Raw genomic sequence first — 22,280 nt, forward strand, 5'->3', positions numbered from 1 at the left:
TTCTTCCGATTAGAAATGATCGGGGATTGAGAAGGTGAGGGCAACTCTGATTGGTTTCGATGGGGATGGTCTGGCCATTGATGCTCCCTGTTCGACGTTTCGGCGATCGGTTTGCCGTTGCTGAGTAAAGAAATTGGCTGCATCTCAATACCTTCTATTTTAGGCGTAGAGCATTTTCAATGCATGTCGTCCGTGTGAAACTCACTTTCATGGCTTCAGACAGCTTGCCACGAGGCAGAACCTGTGCACCAATTCGAAAGATGCTCTAAGGACGTCCAGTCAAGACAATCCCTGAGAGGTAGAAACGTTCAGCCAGCTGGTTTCTCAACGCGCATAAAAAAACGACCGAATGAAAATCTCATTCGGTCGTTCTTTTTACAGCCTGTTCGGAGAGTATCAGTCCGGAGAGCAAATCAGTAACTGAATTGTCTCTCAAGTTTTTCCGCACAAGAAACGCAGTAACGTGCGTGAGGAATCGCCTTGAGCCGCGTTTTGGGAATCCATCGTTTGGATGGCGGCTTGCCAGCATCTTCACACCCTTCACAGATCCCGTAGGTTCCGTCTTCGATGCGTTTCAGTGCGACTTTAATTTCTTGAAGCACTTCCTGGTCACTTTCCATGACTCGGAGCGAAAAGTCTTGTTCGTATGTTTCGGTTCCAATGTCAGCCATGTGCGTCGGTGTCCGAGAAGTTGAGCTCGTTCCGAGAGCTCCCGAGGACAGCGTTTTAACATCACCACGGAGCCGAGATTCTAGAACATTCAAAAGCCCTTTGAACTGTTCCAGATCTTTCTTCTTAAGCATCAGCATCATCCTAATAGTTAGGGTTGTGATCTCATCAGATGTTGTTGAATTATTCCGATCCCCACGTCCAATTTCAACTTGGAGGAGCGATTTCAATCAAATCTTGAGTGAAATCTTCGTTTCCCATGAAAAAATAAATTTTAATAAATGAACGAATTGAACGATATTAAGATTGTTTTATTTCTTTAATATTCTACAGTGAACGATATGAACGTTATCAGTTTGTGTTAGTCGTCAGTGCAGGAAAATTACAATGAGAGCTATCCTCCCTCAAAGTGCCGCTCAAGAGAGCCTGCAGACTCTCAAGTCTATGGAAATCCCCTATATTCCATCCGCAGATCCGGGGGCTCAAGACTTCACAGATGCGTTAAATTCACCACCTGAAGTGGTGTACAAAAAGACTGAAGGGGCCGGAAACTCAGCTACTCAGCCTCAATTCGCGGGGCAGTTGTTGACGGTTGAGGGAGAACAATGGCTGTTCCGGAGGATGAATGCCCTCAAGCAAAGAGCCATCGAGCAACAGAACAGCCTCACTGAGGAAGCATGTTCCGTGGCCGAATTTCAGCAGACGCTGCACCAGATTGATCAGGCACGAAACGCCATTGTTGAAGCTAATCTCCGTCTTGTTGCTTCTCTCGCAGGCAAGTTTTCACATTCAGGATCTGAGTTTGATGAATTGGTCAGCGAAGGGAATTTAATTCTTCTCAATGCGGTCGACAAATTCGACGTTGGTCGTGGCTTCCGGTTCAGTACATACGCCACGCATGCAATTCAGCGTCACTTCTTTCGATTCTTGCAAAGGAAGCAGAAACGCAAGAAACGAGAAACCTCAGTCAATTCGGGCGTTCTTTCCGAAACAACCCCCGAGATCCAAAAGGATAAGCCGTTGGACTGTCATCAGGTCGCTGAAACTTTGCTCTCGCGTTTCGAAGAGTGCCTCGACGAGCGAGAAGTCGCAATCCTGCGTGATCGATTCGGACTGAATGACGAAGAGTCGCCAGCGACCTTGAAGGTCGTTTCTGAACGAGTCGGGCTCAGCAAAGAGCGAGTACGTCAACTGCAGATGCGTGCGATCGAGAAATTGCAGGATCTTGCCATTCAGCTGAAATTACGCTTGGAACCGACCTTCTAGAGCATCGTACGAATTGGTTTGCAGGATCTGCCTCGTGAAGAACGCGTATCATCAGCAATTTGTCGTTTGCTATGAGGTTTATGAGGTTAATGTTCAGGCCAGATGTTGCTGTGCTGAATGGGCTCGACGTGGAAGAAAAGGAGAATCCGCGAACTTCACCGAAACAAATCTGGTCGCTCCGGGGTTTGATGAGAAAGGTGTGAAACTTTTCATTGAGTTTCGACGCTTTGTTCATTTGCCGGAGATCTGTGATGCAAAACTCGATAACGACAAGCCTCTTTGCTGTTCTGGTCGTTCTGATTCAGTCCTCGCAAGTCTCCCAGGCACAAACTGCGACGGTTCAAGCGTCCTCGCAAGAGACGGCCGCTGAGGTTGATCGTCTGCTGACTGAGCTTTTGCAGGCGGAGGGAGCAAAGATTGCCCCTGTTGCGAATGATGAAGATTTCTTGCGGCGAGTGACTCTCGATCTTGCAGGTGTTGTTCCATCTCCTAAAGATGTGACCCTTTTCGGACTGAACGCTCAAGAATCGAAACGTTCTCAGATGATCGATTCTCTCCTTGCGTCCGACGACTTTGGAACTCTCTGGGGAAGCTATTGGAGGGATGTTGTTTTCTCTCGGGCCACAGAGCAGCGTGCTCGTCTTGTTCAGGGGAAATTTGAAGCTTGGCTCGTCGAACAATTTAATGAAAATCGTCCCTGGGATGAGATCACACGTGCCCTCATCACTGCCACCGGAGTCGTTCAGGAGACCGGCGAAACGGGATTGATTTTCGCACATACCGGTCAGCCTGAAGAGTTGGCTGCCGAAATCTCGCGTATTTTCATGGGCATTCAGATGAGTTGTGCCAACTGCCATGACCATCCGACGGACTCATGGAAGCGAGTAGATTTTCATCAACTGGCAGCTTTCCTCCCCAGAATCACTGTCCGTCGTGAAGAACCGAACGTCCCGACAAGTTTTGCCGTCCGTTCTCTCGATTCAAATTCGCGTCGAGGTCGTCGTCAGTTTGATGCTGATCGGTTGCTCGAAATGTTTGATCGCAATCGCGATGGAGCGTTGGTGAAAAATGAAGTGCGTGGACCACTTGCGGAACGTTTCGACCAACTTCTGCAAAATCTGGATGCTGACAAAAACAAAAAGCTCTCGAAGACGGAACTCTCATCGATAGGGCAAATGGCGAACAACAATCCGGGTGCGGGGGCCATGGAATATTACATGCCCAATTTGAACGATCCTGCTTCGAAAGGAACGTTGACGCAACCAGTCTTTTTCGTTCCCGAAGTGCGCGGTCCGGAGCTTCGCGAAGATGCCGACGACCTCACACGGCGTCACGCGTTAGTTGACTATATTACATCCCCTTCCAATCCCTGGTTTGCGAAAGCATTCGTGAATCGCATTTGGGCGGAGATGCTCGGCGAAGGATTCTATATGCCGATTGACGACATGGGGCCAGAACGAGTTGCCATGTTTGAAGAGGTTCTCGACGTTCTCGCAGCTGGTTTTGTTGAAAATGACTACAACGTGAAGTGGGTCTTCAGAACCATTGCGAACACGCAAGCATATCAGCGAAGTCTTCAACTTCAGGATGAAGCGGATTATGTCCCTCCGTTTGCTTCAGCTTCTCCGACTCGATTGCGTGCCGACCAGATCTACCAATCGCTCGGTCAGGTTCTTGGAACTCCGGGAGGACTTCAGGAATCCGCCGGACGATTTCGCCAGGCTGGCATGGCTCGTCGCGGTGGACTTGATCGGCGAAAACAGCTCTTCGATCAAACCTTCGGAGTTGATCCTTCGACTCCCAAGGAAGACATCTTGGGGAACGTGCCTCAGGGATTATTCATGATGAACAGCCCGCTTCTCGAACAAATGATTCGCGGAACCGGTGACACCAAGCTAGCCAGAATCCTGCAGGATCAGCCTGATAATCAAGATGCTTTAAGTGAACTCTACCTGTTGGTCCTTTCGCGAGAACCGACAGAGAAAGAATTGAAAATCAATACGGATTACGTCTCCGGTGTTGGGGATCGAACCGAAGCTTTTGAAGACATCATGTGGAGCTTGTTGAACTCCACGGAATTTCTCTCGAAGCGATAACTCGCTCTTCAGGACACCAGCGTGCCTGTCCATCCCAACGTGTCTTTAACCACATGAGCCATCATGGCGACTTCACTCCACGAATCGATTGCTCTGACAAGGAACCGGCTTAGCCGTCGACGTTTCCTGCATCATGTTTCCGCTGCCGGGGTTGCAACTGGAATGCTTGGGTTTCGAGATATGATCTCGTTGCAAGCTGAAGAACTTCGTCGACAAGGCAAGTCGATGATTCTGCTCTGGATGGCGGGTGGTCCCAGTCAGATGGAGACCTTTGATCCCAAACCGAAACACGCCAACGGCGGGGAGACTCGTGTCATCAGCACGTCGATTCCCGGAGTGCAAATTTCCGAGCACTGGCCGAGTATGGCGAAGATGATGAAGGAGGTCTCTCTGATTCGTTCGATGACGAACAAGGAAGGCAATCATCAGCGTGCCACTTATCAGATGCACACCGGTTACATTCCTTCGGGAAGTGTGAAACATCCAGGCATTGGAAGCTGCATCGCTCAACAACTCGCTGACCCGGAAACCGATTTGCCGAGCGTCGTTTCGATTGGACAGACGCAAGGTGCAGGATTTTTGGGGGTCGACTATGAACCGTTTAACGTCAACAGTCCGGGTGAAATGCCACTGAATCTGGCGACTTCGAAATCGGATCAACGGTTTTCGCGTCGACTGGGTCTGCTTGGGAAACTCGATGGAGAATTCGCTGCTCGTGGTGCTCAGGCAGAAGTAAGAAGCCATCAGCAACTTTACAACAAAGCCTCAAAACTTGTTCTCAGCCCGCGCACAGAAACATTCGATCTCAGTAAAGAGTCTGAAGAATTGACACGAGCATACGGAGACTCCGATTTCGGTCGCAGTTGCCTGCTCGCTCGCAGACTGGTCGAGTCAGGAGTGACGTTTGTCGAGATTCGCTCAAACGGCTGGGACACTCACCAGGATAACTTCACGGCTGTCGCGAACAAAGCCAATGAGGTTGACCCAGCGGCAGCGACTCTTCTTCAAGATTTGAAAGACCGTGGAATGCTGGACGACACACTCGTCGTCTGGACTGGCGAGTTTGGGCGCTCACCAAGAGTGAACGCCCGTGGTGGGCGAGACCACTTCCCGGTTGCGTTCAATTCCTGGATGGCGGGCAGCGGGGTGAAACGTGGGCAAGTGATTGGAAGCACATCAAAAGATGGAACCAGCATCGAGGATCGACCTGTTCCAGTTGCTGACTTCCTACAATCTGTTTGCCACAGCTTGAACGTTGATGCCAATCACGAAAATATCAGTCCACTCGGGCGACCAATGAAAGTCGTCGATGGTGGAGAAGTCGTCGACGAATTGTTCACTTGACTGCTAGCTTGAATCCCATTTTTCGGGAACCGTTCTAAATAATACCCAAACATTTCCTCCGCGCGACTGCACCTCGTTGGTGCAGTGGTGGCCTCGATGACTTCGGTCGTCGAGGCTTTTTTCATTCGATTCGGCTAGAGCATCTTTCGAATTGGTTTGCAGGATCTGCCTCGTGGCGAACAGCATTATTACGAGAGAAATGCGTTCTTCACGGGCACACGGTAGAGCAAACTGCTCTAGAAGACCTGAGTCGTTCTTCGCACGGATTTGAAACAATGCCGTAGAAAGTCCGGAGCTCGTCGAAGCACAACAATGCTCTAATCTGGTTCTACAACATTTGGGAGTGAACGGACTCGCAGCGATTTGACTCGGATTGGTTTTGGGCCGTAGTCGGTATCGTAGACGCCCAGGACGACCATGCCCGGTTTGTAGTTGTCCAATGGAGTCTTAAAAACTTCGATACGTCCGACCACTAACTTTAGTTCGTTCTCTGCTACGGTCAGCTTGAAAGGTTGCTCTCCCTTCCACTTGAAGTGATCGAATTCCACGGTTTGGTCTTCCAGAGATTTCGCTCCTCGCATCTCTGAAACAAACCAAGGGCTGCCACTTGTTTTAAAGTTGATGTTACTGATCGAGTAGCCATGTCCTTGATCCCAACCAACAAGAAAAAACCAACCGCCGAATTCAGCGTGTTCAATGATTCCTTCCAGCTCAAACTGATCAGCCCAGCAGAGTTGCAAGGCTGCGTTTTTTCCCTTTGATTTTTGAATGTAGCCATTCGTCAATCCCCATTCGCCGTCAATTGCGAAATGACCGAGGACGAACTGATGCCCCGGCCTCGGGCCGGTGAAACTGAGTTCGCTGAGTGTTTTCACTTTTGACTTTGCAGGCAGCGGTTGATTGCCGCGCAGTCGACGGTTCTGCAAATGCAGCACCGTCCACTTGGGCTCAGCTGTCACCCCTTCAAAACTCTCGGATTCCGCAGAAGCAGAAGGTGCGAAAGTCCCGAACAGGCTGACCAACAAAAACAGAACGAAAACCGAACTTCGCATCATTAAAGTCCTTTCAGAGGAGGTGGGTCTTCCTCTGTATTAAGCTCTCTGGGCTGCAGTCTCTCCATTCACATCTTCTGTGAGCAGTTGCTTTCGAAAGACCACGCTGAGCAATTTACAATTCCAGGCTTTGCATCCTGTGCAAATTTTCGAGGGCCGCAATTGAGCCACGTACTTCGAGCCGGGCATGCTGAGAGCTGAGCCTGAAAGCTGATTTTGCACTCTCAATCACCAGGGAAACGCCCGTTCCAATAGTTTCCGGACTGACCGGTTGTCGATCTCTAGAAGCAGTTTGTTTTACTTGCTCTACCGTGTGCGCGTGAAGAACGCGTTCCATCAATAGATTTGCTGTTCGCCACGAAGAAGATCGTAATGACGAATTCTGGATCGGCTCTAGAGTTTCAAGCTGTATCAGGCAATCAATTCTCGTAGTTCATCGAGGTACTTAGGAATCTCGACTTTGGGGTCGTCCTTTTCTTCGTATTCGAGAACGACGTATCCGCGATAGTTCGCCTGCTTGAGGATACTGATGATCCGTTTGAAGTCGGCCGGTTTCTTCCCTTTGTTGTTCGGATTGATGGCGACTTTCACTTGTGCATTCACTGCGTACGCTGCGATTTTTTCGAGGTCTCCATAAGGGTCCGCGGTGTGGAAGTTTCCACTGTCGAAGTTCACTCCAAAGAACGGAGAGTCATCGACGTTGCTGACGATCGACAGGAGTTGTTCCGGTGTCGATGTGATTCCTCCGTGGTTTTCTAATGCCAGGACGACACCTTTCTTGGCAGCATAGGCAACCGACTCGTTGATCCCGGCGGTGCAGCGTTCCAAGGCTGCCTCTTCAGTGTCTCCCTTGGGAATTTTTCCGGCGAAGATGCGAATGACGGGCGCTCCCATCGTTGCTGAGTAGTCAATCCAGTGACGAGTCATTTCGAGTTGAGCGTCACGTGCTGGCCCTTCTGGCAAACAGAAGTCATTTCCGATGGCAGTGCCAGAAATGTCGAGACCCAGCCGGAATGTCTGTGCCTTGATCGCCATGAGGTATTCTTGAGTGACCTTCTCCGGGAAGTAGTAACTGGTGAGTTCTGTTCCATCGAGGTTCATTTCGGCACAAAAATCGATGAAGTCGGTGAGCTCCATCGATGATTCGGAATCTCGCGGCGTTGGCCAGTTTCGTGGGAGGTAGCGATTGAAGGAATAGGCTGCCAATGACAGCTTCATATAGGGCTTGCCTGTTCGCTGGATTGGTTGAGCGGCCAAGCTGGTGCCTGCCATTCCGAGCATCGCAACTGAAGCGGACGACGCGGCGAGGAATTCCCGGCGAGAAAACTGCGGAGAGCGGGGTTTGAGGTGTGACATGGCGGGAGATATTTCTTTCACAGGTCTTACTGTCGAAAATGGTATTGGGAACGTCGAAAACTCTTTCAGAACTGACCCTGAAACCTGATTTCGCTCTCTCAATCGCTGAGGAAAGCACCTATTCCAAAAGTTTCATGCCCAGTTGTAGGATATCTCACTCGAATCAGCAATTACCAGTCTGTGTACGGGTTACTGTCCGATTGCCATTCGAGATGCTAAATTTCGAGACTTGAACCGATCCCCGAATTCAATCACTGATAGCGAACAACGCGAGAGAGATGATGCCAGACGTTCACGCACTGACCCGTGCTCTTCAAAAGAAAAATGATTCCAAAATTGTGCTCCTGGTTGCCGATGGGCTAGGTGGGGCTCCGCTTTCTCCAGGTGGGAAAACCGAGTTAGAAACAGCACAGACACCGAACCTGGACAAGGTGTGCCAGAACGGAACTTCTGGACTCAGCCATCCGATTATGCCCGGAATTACGGTCGGCAGCGGACCCGGACACCTTGGGTTGTTCGGTTACGACCCTTGGGAATACCAAATCGGGCGCGGTGTTCTGGAAGCTTTGGGGATCGATTTTGATCTCGGTCCGAAGGATGTCGCGATTCGCGGGAATTTCTGTACTCTCGACGAAGCAGGCAATATTAGCGACCGTCGTGCGGGTCGAATCCCGAATGAAGTGGGCGCACCACTCTGCGAGAAACTCGACAAAATTGAGATTCCCGGCGTCGAAGTTTTCGTGCGACACGTCAAAGAGTACCGGCTTGTCATTGTGTTTCGTGGTGACGGACTTGGTGGAGATGTTTATGACACCGATCCACAAGCGACCGGTGTGCCACCTCTTGATCCTCAGCCTAAGAAAGAAGGTTCCGAGCGGACGATCGAAGTTGCCAAGGAGTTCCTGCGACAGGCTCGCGAGATCCTCAAAGATGATGCGCCTGCCAACTTCCTGACGCTTCGCGGCATCGCCAACATGCCACCGATTCCGACCTTTGAAGAAGCCTACGGGACAAAAGCAGCTGCGATTGCGGTCTACCCGATGTATCGCGGCTTGGCTCGTCTGGTGAGCATGGACGTTCTCGATGCGGGTCAAACTCTCGAAGATCAGTGCGGTCGTCTCGAACAGGCTTGGGATGACTACGACTTCTTCTTCATGCACTACAAATACACCGATTCCACTGGTGAAGATGGGAACTTCGATGCCAAAGTGAAGCGGATCGAAGAACTTGACGCTGCTATTCCGCGTATCACCGGTCTGGACCCAACAGTCCTCGTTGTCACCGGAGATCACAGTACTCCGAGTTTGTTGAAGTCGCACAGCTGGCATCCGGTTCCGACTGTTATTTCGGCAAAATCATGTCGAACTGATGGGGTCTCCACCTTCGGAGAACAGCAGTGCATTCAGGGTGGATTGGGGCAGTTTGAGTCGAAGTATCTGATGCCAATGGCCCTTGCACATGCCGGTCGGTTGGAAAAATATGGTGCCTAAGTCACAATCTCATCACTCATGGAGACTTATGACGTCTTTATGAAGTAGAGATTGTAAGAGAGGCGGACTTAGAAATCTGATGTTTTTGAATTCGATGCAGATTTTGTGAACCGATCACAAAATATTTACGTCTAGTGCTTTGTCAGGTAGGGGTGTCATGCGGTTTGAGTTGAGTCATTTGGCACGTCCGATGGCGTGCAACTTGATGAGAGCAGCGTGACATCGACATAGAGATGAGCTACTAGTGTAAATCCAGTATTGGTTTTTACGTTCTGCCTCATGGCGAGCAGTCTGTTGAGTCATGGAAGTGCTCTGTCGGATTTTGAATGTCACGCTGCCACACCTTTCATCGAGATAACACTCTCACATGGATTGACTACTAGTAGGGAGAAGAGATGACTGAAGAGCCTGTTTCCGAGGAGACACCCGTGACCAAATTAGAACCCGCACCACCAAACGGTGTGATTCTGATCTCGTATCCCAAAATCGTGTTCATGTGGCCCTCGTGGGTTGCTGCCATGATTTGCTGGTTTTGCATGTGGATGAAGCCTGATTTAACTTCAGCTTTCGCTCACAATATCTGCTGGGTCTTCATGATCACCTTCACGTTGAATCTCATCGTGTTGGCCTTCGACTTCCCTCGCACCACGTCGTTCCTGCTGTTTGCGATCATTTCAACTGTTGTTCTGGGGGCAGTTTTGATCTTTAAGCAAATGCCCGATCTCGTGCCGGCTTTGGGGGATTTCATTCGCAGTATCAGACCGGTTGCGAATGCGACGTTCTATTTTCTTTATTCGATTGTGTTTCTGGTGATTTACATTTTTGTGTGGATTATGTCCCGGTTTGATTACTGGGAAGTTCGCCCGAACGAGCTTTTGCATCATCACGGAATGCTTAGTGACCTGGAACGATTTTCAGCTCCTCACCTGCGGATCGATAAAGAAATTAATGACATCTTCGAATATCTGCTGCTTGGTTCCGGTCGGTTGATTTTGCAGCCAAGTGGTGAAAAACGCGCGATCATTCTCGACAACGTTTTCTTCATCAGTTCAAAAGAAAAGAAGATCACGAAACTGCTTGGAGCGTTGCAGGTCCAGGTGCGAGAAAGCTCCTAGAGCAGTTTGCTCTACCGTTTGCCCGTGAAGAACGCATTTCTCTAGTAAAAATGCTGTTCGCCACGAGGCAGATCCTGCAAACCAATTCGAAAGATGCTCTAGGCAAATCCAATATTTGTCTTTCCGTTCTGACAGGCCCGGTCAAAATGTTGGCCGGGCTTTTTCACGCGCAGCTTTCGACGTTGTATTCGCGATCTGCTTGTGAATAGCAGCTATTTCATTGGCGAAAATTTTGATTAGCGAGCAGAGAGAAGAGCCAATGCGGTATTTGTCTTTCCGTTCAGCCCTTTACAGCATCTTTCGAATTGGTGGACAGGTTCTGCATCGTGGCGAACAGCAATGTTATGGATCAAACGCGTTCTTCACAGGCCCACGGTTGAGCAAACTACTCTGGTGAGCACTCGATGAAGTCATAAAAGAGAGCTTCACGGGGACGACAAGCATTGAAAATGCTTTATGCTACGAATGACGGTTTCACAAAAATGGGATGTCAAACATGGCAAAGATCAAGATCGGGCAAATCGGAGTCGGGCACGCACACGCCAGTGGGAAGGCTCGGGCGATCAAAGGCTCGAAGGATTTTGAGTTCGTCGGCGTTGCAGAAGCGGACAGTCGTCTTCGCTCAATGTGGGAAGGGGACGAGACGTACGCCGGGCTCAACTGGCTGACGCAGGAGGAACTCATCAACGATGACTCGATTCAGGCGATCGCCATCGAGACGAACGTTCCCGATTTACTCGATGTCGCGGAAGCGTGCATCGATGCTGGTAAGCATATTCATCTCGATAAGCCTGCTGGTTTTTCGCTGCCGCAGTTCAAGCGAATTCTCGACCAGGCTGCCAAGAAGCATCTGGTTGTTCAGATGGGCTACATGTACCGGACACATCCCGGTGTTCAGCTTCTCGAAAACCTGTTGGAAAAAGGTTGGTTGGGAGAAATTTTTGCTGTCAACGCTGTGATCGGCAAGCTGATGAACGAATCGAGTCGCCGCGGTATGCTCGGTCAGCCGGGAGGAATCATGTTTGAACTCGGTGGTCATATGCTGGACATTGTGCTGCACTTGCTGGGCAAGCCAGAGTCGATCCACACAATCAATCAGCACAGTTCACCCATTGATGATGGCTATCTGGACAATATGCTGGCAGTCTTTGAGTATGCAACGGCACACGCCACGCTACATTGCAGTTGCGACGAAGTTGATGGATTCGCCCGGCGACAACTCGTCGTCTGTGGAACGGAAGGGACGCTTGAGATCCGGCCCATGCCCAACCCCTCAGCGAAACTTGCTCTCACCCAGGAGCGAGGTCGATTCCGCAAAGGTTGGCAGGAGGTCGAACTCCCCAAGTATATTCGCTATGTTGATGACATCGCCGAACTCGCCCGCCAGATTCGACACGAAGAAGACCCACGCTACAAGTACGAGCACGATCTTCTTGTGCAGGAAACACTCCTGAAGATTTCCGACATGCCGGTGAGCTAATCGTTTATAAGTCGTTTACGATTCAGGAATTGAGCTGATTCGTGTGATCTTAGCTGCAGATTTCAGTGTTGAACGCCTCCAGCCAATCCAAATTTGGTCTGTTGGCCTGCTTTCGTAATCTGGAAAAACGGAATGAACCGCATCGAAATCTGCTGAGTAGATCGAGTTTCAGAGAGACTCGTCGACTTCCGGCTCGTGGTTGAGTAACTTTGATTTGAGCGACATACACAAAACACAGATGTGAGAGCAGACTAAGATGAGTCAGGACAGAACCGCCACGATCAAGCGGACCACGGGTGAGACCCAAATCGAATTGAGCCTGAATCTGGATGGGACCGGGCAGGCGAATATCGATACCGGGGTCGGTTTCTTCAATCACATGCTTGAGTTATTCACCAAGCATGGCCAGTTTGACCTGACCGTGAAAACCGTCGGCGATACCGATGTCGACGACCATCACACTGTTGAAGATACAGGGATCTGTCTCGGGCAGGCAATTCGTGAAGCGGTCGGTGACAAGTGCGGCATCGTTCGCTATGGATCGATGACTTTGCCCATGGACGAAACCCTCGTCACCTCGGCTCTCGATCTCAGTGGCCGGTTCTGGTTTATCGATGCGTATGAAATTCCGACCGAGAAAATTGGGACATTCGATTCTCAACTGGTCGAAGTCTTCTGGCAGGCTGTCGCAGCGAACGCATTGATGAACTTGCATCTCGTGCTGCATCACGGGAAGAATAGCCACCACATCTCTGAAGGTTTCTTCAAGGCGACTGCCCGGGCTTTGCGAGCCGCTATCACAATCGATCCACGCCAGCAGGGTGTTCCCTCCTCGAAAGGCGTTTTGTAGGGCTGACTCACTCAAATGATGAGTCTGTGCTGCGACGCAGGCACTGAGAGCGCGTAAAAAAACTTCGCGACGATCCATCGTTGCGAAGTGAGAGACGCGACCTTGACACGTGCGGTCGACCAACCTGCTCCAGAGCAGTTTGCTCTACCGTGTGCCCGTGAAGAACGCATTTCTCTAATAAAAATGCTGTTCACATCTCCGGCACAGAGAAAGGTTGCAATTCTATAGGTTTTGAGACTGCTTCTAGCGGATATAAAGTCCAAAGCCGCGGGTTTGAATTCCGAAGCCTGATCCATAGTACCCGTAGTGTCGCCTGCCGTAATAACCGGGGTAACCATAATGGTGATGGCCATGATAGTGTCCGTAGTGTCCACCATAATGCCTGTAGGGTCGCCCGTGATAACCGTGATGGTGGCCTCTGTGGTGGTAGGAACGGGAATGTCCGTGTCCATGATGACCATGATGGCCGCGATGAGACGCTTCAGCGTTTCCACTCATAGCGAATAAAGAGACACCAGCGACAGCTGCAATCATTAACATGTACTTCTTCATAGCAAGACTCCTGGGGAGAGAGGATCATTTTGCAAGACGGTGTTGTCCAAACGCAGGTGAGCGCTCGGGCAGACTTTGAACCTGTGTCCCGTCTTGGGCTGATGGCAATGATCAGCAAATCCCTGACCCGAAGCAGCACTTCCTGCCGGTTCGCGTCGTAAGTACTTCGCGATAAACGTTTTGCGGAAAACTGAAGGTAAGGTTTTTGAATGAAATTCTGTATCAGCCCTGCACCTGATGTCGTCGATGTGATAACGCAATCAGTGTTTGCTAAAGTCTCTCTCGAATTGGTGCACAGGTTTTGCTTTGTGGCGAACAGCAATTTTATTGATGAAACGCGTTCTTCACGGGCACACGGTAGAGCAACTGCTCTAATTGAGAAATGCATCAAGCAAATGTGCATCCGGGCTCAGTTGAAGAGAGAAGCGATCCCGGTCTGCAGGGAGTACCAGTGTCTCTCCCTTGGTGAGTGACCCTATAGTTGAGTTGGTGGTGCTGGCGGTCCCGCTGAGGAGCATGAGTACGTGGGCCCGTCGATCATCGTCGGGCTCGTAAGTCATTTCGCCCTGATGTTGATGGACGACGAAGTATTCGTTGTTCACCAGTTCTGTCGAGCGGGTCTCATTCCCTAACGGTTTCGGTTGCAGGGGAGCGATTGGGCCGGTTGAGAAATCGGTTGCTTCCAGGCCGAGTTCAAGATGCAGTTCACGGGTTTTGCCGTCGGGCCCTTTGCGTCCCCAGTCATCAATTCGGTAAGTGACATTGTTCGGCTGTTGGATTTCCGCCACCAGCAATCCGGTTCCGAGACTGTGAACGGTCCCCGGTTTCAGAAAGAAGCAGTCGCCGGCTTTCGTTTCAATGATGTGCATGCAGTCGGGGACAGTGCTGTTTTTAATCGCATCCGAAAACTGCTCTCGGCTGACTCCTTCTTTGAGGCCTGCGTAAATCCGGCTTCCGGGTTGTGCATCAAGAATAACCCACATCTCCGCTTTTCCAGTGGTTACCTCGGGGTATCGCTGAGCCATTTCCTGACCAGGATGAACCTGTATGGAAAGATCACGATTGGCATCCAGGAATTTGATTAGCAGCGGAAATCGGATTCGATCTGCATGGATACCCAGCAGTTCCTCACGATGTGTGTTGAGTAACTGACGGATCGACTGTCCGGCAAACTTGCCGGAAGCAACGACACTTTCATCTCCGGGGAGATCGGCAACTTCCCAGCTTTCCGCGTAGTCGTCCCCAGCTTCGATCGGTTTGTTGAGAAGTTCTCCCAATCGACGACCACCCCACAAATACCGTTTTAAGATCGGATGAAATTGGAGTGGTTCCATAGTTGACGAAATTTTGAGATGATTACTGAAGTGGACCCAATGCGAATTCTCTAAGAACTGAACTTCAGCTCGTAGCCCATGAAGTCAAACTCAACGAGTTCTGTTTCAACATTAGCTTTTGTTCAGGAGAAGATGCAATAAGACGCCCGCAATTCTTGTAATGAATTGCAGAAATTGATGCGACTTCCTCAAGGCAATCGCATCTTCAAGACCTTGCTGCGAAAGGGCGAATTTCGGCCAACTGTCACCTTTCTTCAAGATCGCTACAATGTCCCATAGTCTCAATTGAACCCGTAAAAACAGAAAGTTTCTCAACATGTTGACACCAGAAGGATGCCAGACTCGCCGCCAACGACTGTGGGATCGCATTCCAGATGGAATCGATTGGTTGCTCATCGCTGATCCTCGACACGTCCAGTATCTTGCGAATTTCCTTGTGCAGCCTCTGAGCTTTTCAGGAGGCGAACGGGGGCTTCTCCTGCTTGAGAAAAACGGACGTGCGTCAATCCTGGGGGATAACTTTGCAATCCGCTCAGCGATCCACAAACCGTATGTCGACAGAGAAGTGGTGACGCCGTGGTACGATCATCAACATTCTGTGAAGAATCGTGACCATGCACTCCTGCATGCCCTGCGAGATGTTTCGGAGGATCTTGTCAACGGGAAAGGTCTCGTGGAAGCGGAGTGGCTTCCACTAGGAGCCACCGAAGTTCTCCCTGCCGGGACGTATGACTTTTCTGCTTCGCAAGAAGTTGACGATGCGTCGCTGTGTGATCTGGGAACGATCCTGCGTGATCTGCGGCGAACCAAAGAACCGGATGAAATCGAATTGCTGAAGCAGTGCATGAGAGCAGGCGAAGCTGGGCAAGCCCGATTGTTCGAGGTCGTTACAGAAGGGGTTTCTGAGCTGGACATCTATCGAGAAGTTCAGTTTGCTGCAGTGAAAGCAGCCGGTCGCCCTGCTCTGGTTTACGGAGATTTTCGTGCGTCATATCCCGCTCAACCGAAATCAGGCGGATTCCCGGATGGAGAAGGCCGGAAGCTTCAGGAAGGGGACCTCTTTGTCCTGGATTACTCGGTGGTGCTTGATGGCTACCGCAGTGATTTTACGAATACGGTTTCCGTTGGAGAGCCGTCCGCTGGAGTTGTTGAGCTTCACGAAATTTGCAAAGCGGGAATGGCTGCTGGCGAGCAAGTATTGAAAGCTGGCGTTAAAGCAAGAGATGTTCATGCTGCCGTTGCTGCACCGTATGTCGAAGCTGGAAAGAAAGATTCCTTCATGCATCATGCGGGGCATGGAATTGGGCTTGGTCACCCCGAGGCACCGATTCTCGTTCCTGAAAGTACCGACGTCCTCCGGGCTGGGGATGTCGTGACGTTAGAGCCAGGATCATACGTGGAAGGTGTTGGTGGGATGCGAATCGAACACAACTACCTGATCACCGATTCCGGTTATGAGCGACTCAGCAATCACGAGATCCGTCTCAATTAAGAACCGTTACCAAGTGAGCGTGAACGAGCGAGCATAACCGGGTGTTGTTTCCTGGGAAGTTGTTACTGGGGGGATTGTTGGCATTTCGGTGTCACTTTCCCCGCTCAACACGGACGTGCAGTCTACTGGTGGCAGTGTCTCCATGTTCGTTTTTTGTTGTCACGGAAACGATGTAGTCGCCCGGCTTTTTAAATTTGTGTGTGGTCGACGCGTACCCATTTTGAGCATGCTGATCGCTATCGATGTTTGAGCGAGTCGTAACCTTCGGGCTGCCATCTCCGAAGTCCCAGATGTCTTCGCTCGGGGCTGCGTTTCGTCCGCGAGATGTAAAAGTCACTTCATCACCCGGCTGAATCCCGGTACTGGGAGCGTAGTTGGCATCAATGCCCGGGCTCTGCCGGCCAGTGATAGAATCGTTGACTCGGACCGTGGCGAAGTCGTAATCAATGTTTCCTGCTTTGTCGGTCACTTTCAAGACTTCTGAATACATTCCGGGGCGAGTGTATCGCTGAGTCACTTCTGCTCCGCTTCCTTCAGAACCGTCGCTGAAAGTCCATTCGTACTTTGCGATTCCTGACTTCGCCCAACTCCGTTTTGCATCAAGAGTCACGGGGCTTCCAGTGAAAGCCCTCTGGTAAGGTCGGGAGATGGCGATCACTTCTGGAGCGTACTGGCGCTGATAAGCCTGCCAGAGAAAAGCGTAGCTGTCCTGCGTTCCCCATTTGCCAGAGGGCTGCATCGATTTGATTTCGAAATGCAAGTGTGACCAGCCTCCACTCGCTCCCTCTTTACCGACCAGGCCTAATCTTTGACCACGAGTGACACGCGCACCGACGGCAACCTCAGGATCAAATTCATCCAGGTGGCTATAGCGATAGTACCAGCCACGGCCATCTCGTACGTAGATCACATCGTAACGCTTGTTAACTGGTGGATGATCACCTGCCAGGATCTCATCACCGGCGGAAACAATCACTCCGTCGGTCGCTGCGACAACTTCAGCCAGGCGTTCTGTCGCGCCAATGTCCATTCCCGCATGATAGTAAACTTTTCCATTAGGTCGCTTGCTGACTGGCTCATTGCTGAACCATGTCATAGCTGCCATCCACCGTTGATTGACGGGGTAGTCGAACGAATCTGGAGTAATCCAGGGTGAAGACTTCGGCCAGAGTCGCACCCGCGCGTCCGCGGTGAGTCCCCAATGGTCCTGCGTGGTATCTTCGTTGTAGTGCCGTGTGAGAGGGCAGTCGATTTGTACGCCATTCACTTCAACCGGAAGACGATAGTTTCCACTTTCAACCGTTGCCTGCTGACCGTTCACGTCGACGACGACACTGGCTGATTTGATCATTCCCTGCACTGGTTCTCGCTCCGCAGCGATGCTGATCAGTTTGATACGGACTTGCGATCCGTCATGGAGTTCGATGTTTTGTGCCTCACCAACTTTCAAGTCAGCGACTTTCAACAGCGGAACAATTTGTCCCACTGGTTGCGCATCTGGCTCCGCTGCCTCGGAGAATGAGAGGTTGCATGCAATTGGCACACAGATGGAAGTAAGAAACAGGAGTTTGCGGGCAATGGACTTCTGGAGGCAGGTCTTCACATCGTTCTCCACTGTGGGGGCTGTAAAGTGTCGAATGAAAATCGGTGGGCAAATTTCAGGGCTGATCCTGAAAGCTGAATGTGCTTTCTCAAGGGTTGAGAATAGCAACTATCTCAGAGGTTTACCGGTGGGGTCGAGGACACATTCGAGTTTCTGTGTCCTTGAAGAGGGATTTTGGATTGCTGAAGCGTTCATGTTCACGAGGCAGAGCGCAAAGACCAATATTGGATTGGCGTACAGGTTCTGCCTCGTGGCGAAGAGAGATTTCATTGATGAAATACGTTCTTCATGGGCGCATGGTAGAACAAGCTGTTCTATTTTAGAGCGTCTTCAAGGCTTGTCGCGTCCGTGAAAGTCACTTTCAAGACGTCTTTGACTGCTCGCCGCGACACAGGATCCGAGCACAATTCGGAAATTGCTCTGATTCAGCGCTGCCTTCTTGGGTACAGAGTTCTTGTCGACCGTGGTATCTGGATTTCAAGAGTTCCGCAGGCTTGCTTCCTCTGCTTACAATTCATGACTCTGTCATCATGTGAAGCTGCAAATGAGGAGAAGGCGCAGGGACTTCCGGAAGCTGGAGAATTCCGAAGTCCAGCTATGACTGACGACTCTTTGAACGCGGACTCGTTGAACGAGATTAGGAGTCATCAGGGGGGTGAACTTGACGCTTACTGACTTGCGTGGCTCTGTTCTTTCTCTTTGCGAAGCATCTCTTCGAGAATAATAGGATGCCAGGAGTTGTCGCGTAGTTCACGTGGCAAGTAGTTCTGACGTGCCCAAGTTCGCAGGCGAATCTCTTCGATTGGATCAAGATCCGACTCGATCATGACTGCGGTATCCATGGCCTTCTCCACTTCGTTTTGGACGATCTGTTCATCCCATGAATTCAGGGAAAAAAGTGTCCACACAATGAACCGACGTCATGTCGTGCGACAGGTCAATTTCAAAAGAACATGCCGCCTCTCTGCGACTTTCGTGTCTCTAATCTTCAAGCTATCGTCAATCGGACGTCACTTCAAGTATTTCCATGGGATTTTTTCCAACAAATCAAATCCGTCCTGGCCATGTCGCTGACTCGCTGACCTGACCGGCAAACTTTCCCGTTTTTAACAGTTTACAGCTGCGAAATACCGGACAAAATGCGTAAAACAGGAGATCCAGGATCATGTCTATAGCGGGATCGTTCTTGCCCTGACTCACAGAACCACACATACTACAGGTCTGTCGATCTTTGAGAGTCGCGTGTAGACTGCGGCTGCCGTTTCGTCGTTGCAACTCAACGGTGATCTCAACTGGTTTTTGAGATGGACGGACCACTTTACTGAGTCAATCAGTTTTCGTCGTTAAGAGCGGGATTCTGGTGATATCGATTTGCAGCCATCCACGAAACAAGCCCGACCAACAGGTCCCAGTTTCACAAAGGGCACGGTTTAACAGAGCGTAATGTCCTACCGAAGATTCAAACGTCTGCTTGGAGAAACCAGCCTTGAGCGGAAATGCCGCTTGATGTTTGGGGGGGCGTTGATGTTGCTCATTACTGGTAGTTTCTACGTGTATGCTCAGCTGAATCTGCGGATTGTTCGGGAGCAGTACCGTGATCGAGCTCAGCTGCTGATCGCTCAAAACATGATGACAACGCACTGGAAGGCGAGTCAAAATCCGAATGAATCTGAGCTGATCGTCATCCCCGAGAATCTGAATGAGGCGCTCAAGCCCGACCGCTTGCGTGAGTTCAACTGGAAGTTCATGCCAGAGGACTACGAAAACGCAAGCACCACCGCTCGCCCGGTCGAGACCTTTGAAATCGAGGCGTTTCGAGCTCTTCTCTCGAAGAAAGAACCGTACGTGATCCACGAAGATACAGAACGGGGGCGGTATCTGTACTTTGAACCGATCATCGCAACCGAACTATGCCTGCAATGCCATCGTGATCGGCACGCCCCTCTTGTCAGCGAGACCAACCAGATCATGGGGATGGCCCGCATCACATTTGAGCTCAGGGAAACTCAACACGACATCGCTCGGAATAATGCCATTCTCATCGTGATGGCAATCGTCACAGCCGTTCTGGGGATGGGTGTGGCTTATGTCATTGTTCGGTATGTGATCGTCAAGCCAATTATGCACCTGAAAGACGTGAGCGATGCGATTGCCCAAGGGGAACTTGATCAGCGGGCGGACATTCGAACTGGCGATGAATTTCAGGAACTCAGCCATGCGTTCAACCGCATGTTGCGGCATCTGGTGACGACTCAGGAAGAGCTGAAGCAATCTGCGGCGTCGCTGGATTACAAGGTCGACGAACTTGCGCAAGCGAACTTGAGTTTGCATGAGATGAACAAAATAAAGAACGAATTCCTGGCCACGATGAGCCACGAACTTCGCACGCCGCTGAACAGCATTCTCGGGTTCAGCGATGTTCTGGCGGTGGCGGAAAACCTGAACGAGAAGCAGAAAAAATACCTCTCGAACATTCAGACATCCGGGAATAATCTCTTACTGCTGATCAACGACATTCTGGATTTAGCGAAGATCGATGCAGGCCGGATGGAGGTCCACATCTCAGAGTTTTCGATCGCGGATCTCATTGAGCAATTGGCACTCTCCGTGAAGCCACTCGCGGAAAAGAAAAATATCGACATGGACTGGGAGGTCTCTGAGTCCGTTCCTGTTCTAGTTCAGGATGTCGGGAAGATGCAGCAGATTCTCTATAACCTGCTCTCGAACGCAATTAAGTTTACCCCTGAGGGTGGCCGAATCCGTATCGACGTTTCCATGCATGACGAAATGCTGTTTGACTTGGTCGTCGCGGACACCGGAATCGGGATTCCGCTGGAAGATCAAAGCATCATTTTTGAAAAATTCCGGCAAGGACAAAACCTGGCTGGTTCAGACAGCATGACCCGCGAGTACGAAGGGACCGGGCTGGGACTGTCGATTATCAAAGAACTCTGCCGATTGCTCGGCGGAGAGGTCTCGCTGGAAAGTGAATTCGGAAAAGGGAGTACGTTCACCGTCCGCCTGCCGGTGGAACTTGCCTGCCAAAATCCACTCGAATCTGCTGATTCGTTTACTTCAACACCCGCTGAACTGATGAAGAGCGCGAACTCTCTGGGATCGTTCAGTTCAGCTGATTAGAGCCAGTTTCGAATTAGTTTGCAGGCTCTGCCTCGTGGCGAACAGCAATTTTATTGATCAAACGCGTTCTTCACGGGCACACGGTAGAGCAAACTGCGCTAGCCAATTCCTCTCGCAAGGCTTGCGATGAAGAATAAAAAACGCAACCAAAGCGATTCGGCTCTGGTTGCGTTGAAATATAATGTGCAGCAAAGCTCGGTTCTCAACAGAACTTTTTCAATGCTTGTCGCGTGCAGTGATCGTCGCATCCGTGAAGTTCACTTTCATGAATTCATCGGCTGCTCGCCTCCTTGCCTGCCTCGTTCACTTCGCTCTCTTGGTAGCTGAGCGGTCGTTGTTGAGGGAAGTTGCTCAGCGACTTGGGGAACTTCGGTGAGATTCAATGTCCCAAACCGGTTGTTTTTGTCTGGATTCGGCACAGGTATGTATCGGAGGTGATGTAGAGAATAGAGCCATCTTTTCCTCCGAATGTGCAGTTCGATGTCCGTTCTCCTGTGCTGAGACGCCCTAAAAGTTTGCCAGCTGCACTGAAGACATAAACTCCACCAGGTCCCGTCGCGAAGATGTTGCCAGCTTTGTCGACGGCCAGGCCATCTGGAAGTCCTGGCCAGCCCTGTTTGACATGTTGTGTCGCGTCATACATGACTTTGCTCTCGCCGAGTGTACCATCCGCTTTGACAGGGAACGACTTCCACAAGGCAGCTTCTGGATCGGATTGGGCGACATAGAGTGTTTTCTCGTCAGGAGAAAAAGCGAGGCCATTCGGACGAGTCATTTCTTTGGTAAGAAGTGTCAACTCACCCGCTTTTGAGAGTCGATAAACGCCACAGAAATCGAGTTCACGAAGTGGGTCGTCCCAGCGATTGGGGAGTCCGTAAGGCGGGTCGGTGAAATAAAGATCACCATTGGAGTGGTAGATCAGATCGTTCGGGCTGTTGAGCCGTTTGCCTTTGTAGTTGTCGACGAGAGTTTGCTTGCCACCCGATTTTGTGAGCACTGAGAGCCGGCGGTCACCATGTTCGCACATTACTAACCGACCCTGAGGGTCAAGGACCAAGCCGTTGCTTCCCGGCTCTGCACCGTAATCCGCGACTCCGGTGTATCCAGACGGTTTCATGAAGAGCGAAGCCCCTTTGCCTTCCACCCATTTAAAGATGGAGTTGTTTGGGATGTCTGAGAAAAGCAGATAGCCAGAGCCCTCTTTCTCATTGACCCAAACTGGGCCTTCCGTCCATTCGTAGCCACTTGAGATGACGAAGGTCTGCGCATCTTTGGCGACGAGTTGAGACAGGGCGGGATCGTTTTCGACTCGCTCGCCCAAAGTGGGAAAGTTTGTCGTATCCTGAGCCGTCAGAGCTGTGCTCAGGCAAAGAAGTGCGGTTGTCTTCAGCAGAAACAGTCTCATCAGTTGGTCCTTTCAAAGAGTTTCTGCAAGAAATCGAC

18 protein-coding genes are annotated in these 22,280 nt (G+C 50.7%); 9 read left to right on the forward strand and 9 right to left on the reverse strand.

Translation table 11 applies throughout. The annotated features are described in order from the left end of the window. Positions 1-413: 413 nt before the first annotated feature. On the reverse strand, positions 414-803 hold the full coding sequence (locus ACN0YR_RS20860) for a TraR/DksA family transcriptional regulator (protein ID WP_417851154.1): 390 nt from the start codon (positions 801-803) through the stop codon (positions 414-416). A 253-nt stretch (positions 804-1,056) separates the two neighbouring features. Between ACN0YR_RS20860 and ACN0YR_RS20865 the strand changes: the two genes are divergently transcribed. From ACN0YR_RS20865 to ACN0YR_RS20875, 3 genes are all read left to right on the forward strand, one after another. Further along, a complete protein-coding gene (locus ACN0YR_RS20865; RefSeq protein ID WP_417851155.1) occupies positions 1,057-1,935 on the forward strand; it encodes a sigma-70 family RNA polymerase sigma factor in 879 nt (292 codons plus the stop codon). A gap of 251 nt (positions 1,936-2,186) precedes the next feature. Beyond that, positions 2,187-4,031 (forward strand): DUF1549 domain-containing protein, encoded by a 1,845-nt coding sequence (locus ACN0YR_RS20870; protein ID WP_417851156.1) that lies wholly within the window; start codon positions 2,187-2,189, stop codon positions 4,029-4,031. Between the two features lie 63 nt (positions 4,032-4,094). Next, positions 4,095-5,375: a DUF1501 domain-containing protein gene (locus tag ACN0YR_RS20875; protein WP_417851157.1), complete on the forward strand. Its 1,281-nt coding sequence runs from the start codon at positions 4,095-4,097 to the stop codon at positions 5,373-5,375. 317 nt (positions 5,376-5,692) lie between these two features. Here ACN0YR_RS20875 and ACN0YR_RS20880 read toward each other — a convergent pair whose 3' ends face one another. Next, entirely contained in the window at positions 5,693-6,430 is a 738-nt protein-coding gene (locus ACN0YR_RS20880; RefSeq protein ID WP_417851158.1) for a hypothetical protein, read from the reverse strand. A gap of 408 nt (positions 6,431-6,838) precedes the next feature. Continuing rightward, positions 6,839-7,783 carry a sugar phosphate isomerase/epimerase family protein gene (locus tag ACN0YR_RS20885; RefSeq protein WP_417851159.1) on the reverse strand — a complete coding sequence of 315 codons (945 nt, stop codon included), beginning with the start codon at positions 7,781-7,783 and terminating at the stop codon, positions 6,839-6,841. Positions 7,784-8,064: 281 nt separating this feature from the next. Between ACN0YR_RS20885 and ACN0YR_RS20890 the strand changes: the two genes are divergently transcribed. The 4 genes from ACN0YR_RS20890 (at position 8,065) to hisB (ending at position 12,718) form a co-directional block, all read left to right on the forward strand. Further along, on the forward strand, positions 8,065-9,273 hold the full coding sequence (locus ACN0YR_RS20890) for a 2,3-bisphosphoglycerate-independent phosphoglycerate mutase (protein WP_417851180.1): 1,209 nt from the start codon (positions 8,065-8,067) through the stop codon (positions 9,271-9,273). A 428-nt stretch (positions 9,274-9,701) separates the two neighbouring features. After that, complete coding sequence (locus ACN0YR_RS20895; RefSeq protein WP_417851160.1) at positions 9,702-10,388, forward strand: hypothetical protein; 687 nt, start codon at positions 9,702-9,704, stop codon at positions 10,386-10,388. Positions 10,389-10,884: 496 nt separating this feature from the next. Further along, positions 10,885-11,868 (forward strand): Gfo/Idh/MocA family protein, encoded by a 984-nt coding sequence (locus tag ACN0YR_RS20900; protein ID WP_417851161.1) that lies wholly within the window; start codon positions 10,885-10,887, stop codon positions 11,866-11,868. A gap of 256 nt (positions 11,869-12,124) precedes the next feature. Continuing rightward, the gene (gene hisB / locus ACN0YR_RS20905) at positions 12,125-12,718 is read left to right on the forward strand and encodes an imidazoleglycerol-phosphate dehydratase HisB (RefSeq protein WP_417851162.1); all 594 of its coding nucleotides are present in this window, start codon (positions 12,125-12,127) and stop codon (positions 12,716-12,718) included. 243 nt (positions 12,719-12,961) lie between these two features. Here hisB and ACN0YR_RS20910 read toward each other — a convergent pair whose 3' ends face one another. Next, positions 12,962-13,270: a hypothetical protein gene (locus ACN0YR_RS20910; protein WP_417851163.1), complete on the reverse strand. Its 309-nt coding sequence runs from the start codon at positions 13,268-13,270 to the stop codon at positions 12,962-12,964. Between the two features lie 371 nt (positions 13,271-13,641). Further along, positions 13,642-14,604, reverse strand: coding sequence for a type I phosphomannose isomerase catalytic subunit (locus ACN0YR_RS20915; RefSeq protein WP_417851164.1), 963 nt, complete (start codon positions 14,602-14,604; stop codon positions 13,642-13,644). Positions 14,605-14,920: 316 nt separating this feature from the next. Here ACN0YR_RS20915 and ACN0YR_RS20920 point away from each other — a divergent pair, with 316 nt between their 5' ends. After that, positions 14,921-16,096 carry a M24 family metallopeptidase gene (locus tag ACN0YR_RS20920; RefSeq protein ID WP_417851165.1) on the forward strand — a complete coding sequence of 392 codons (1,176 nt, stop codon included), beginning with the start codon at positions 14,921-14,923 and terminating at the stop codon, positions 16,094-16,096. A 91-nt stretch (positions 16,097-16,187) separates the two neighbouring features. Here ACN0YR_RS20920 and ACN0YR_RS20925 read toward each other — a convergent pair whose 3' ends face one another. The 3 genes from ACN0YR_RS20925 to ACN0YR_RS20935 all read right to left on the reverse strand — a co-directional run bounded on the left by ACN0YR_RS20925 (position 16,188) and on the right by ACN0YR_RS20935 (position 19,016). Next, positions 16,188-17,699, reverse strand: coding sequence for a PKD domain-containing protein (locus ACN0YR_RS20925; protein ID WP_417851166.1), 1,512 nt, complete (start codon positions 17,697-17,699; stop codon positions 16,188-16,190). Between the two features lie 668 nt (positions 17,700-18,367). After that, on the reverse strand, positions 18,368-18,541 hold the full coding sequence (locus ACN0YR_RS20930) for a hypothetical protein (RefSeq protein ID WP_417851167.1): 174 nt from the start codon (positions 18,539-18,541) through the stop codon (positions 18,368-18,370). Positions 18,542-18,746: 205 nt separating this feature from the next. Continuing rightward, positions 18,747-19,016, reverse strand: a complete 270-nt coding sequence (locus ACN0YR_RS20935; protein ID WP_417851168.1) for a hypothetical protein — start codon at positions 19,014-19,016, stop codon at positions 18,747-18,749. Positions 19,017-19,142: 126 nt separating this feature from the next. On the opposite strand from ACN0YR_RS20935, the gene ACN0YR_RS20940 reads away from it, so the two are divergent. Next, the gene (locus tag ACN0YR_RS20940) at positions 19,143-20,837 is read left to right on the forward strand and encodes an ATP-binding protein (protein ID WP_417851169.1); all 1,695 of its coding nucleotides are present in this window, start codon (positions 19,143-19,145) and stop codon (positions 20,835-20,837) included. Between the two features lie 379 nt (positions 20,838-21,216). Here the strand turns inward: ACN0YR_RS20940 and ACN0YR_RS20945 are convergent, their stop codons facing one another. Beyond that, positions 21,217-22,242: an SMP-30/gluconolactonase/LRE family protein gene (locus ACN0YR_RS20945; protein WP_417851170.1), complete on the reverse strand. Its 1,026-nt coding sequence runs from the start codon at positions 22,240-22,242 to the stop codon at positions 21,217-21,219. Between the last annotated feature and the right edge of the window lie 38 nt (positions 22,243-22,280).

This window comes from Thalassoglobus sp., assembly GCF_048270125.1.
Lineage (GTDB): Bacteria > Planctomycetota > Planctomycetia > Planctomycetales > Planctomycetaceae > Thalassoglobus.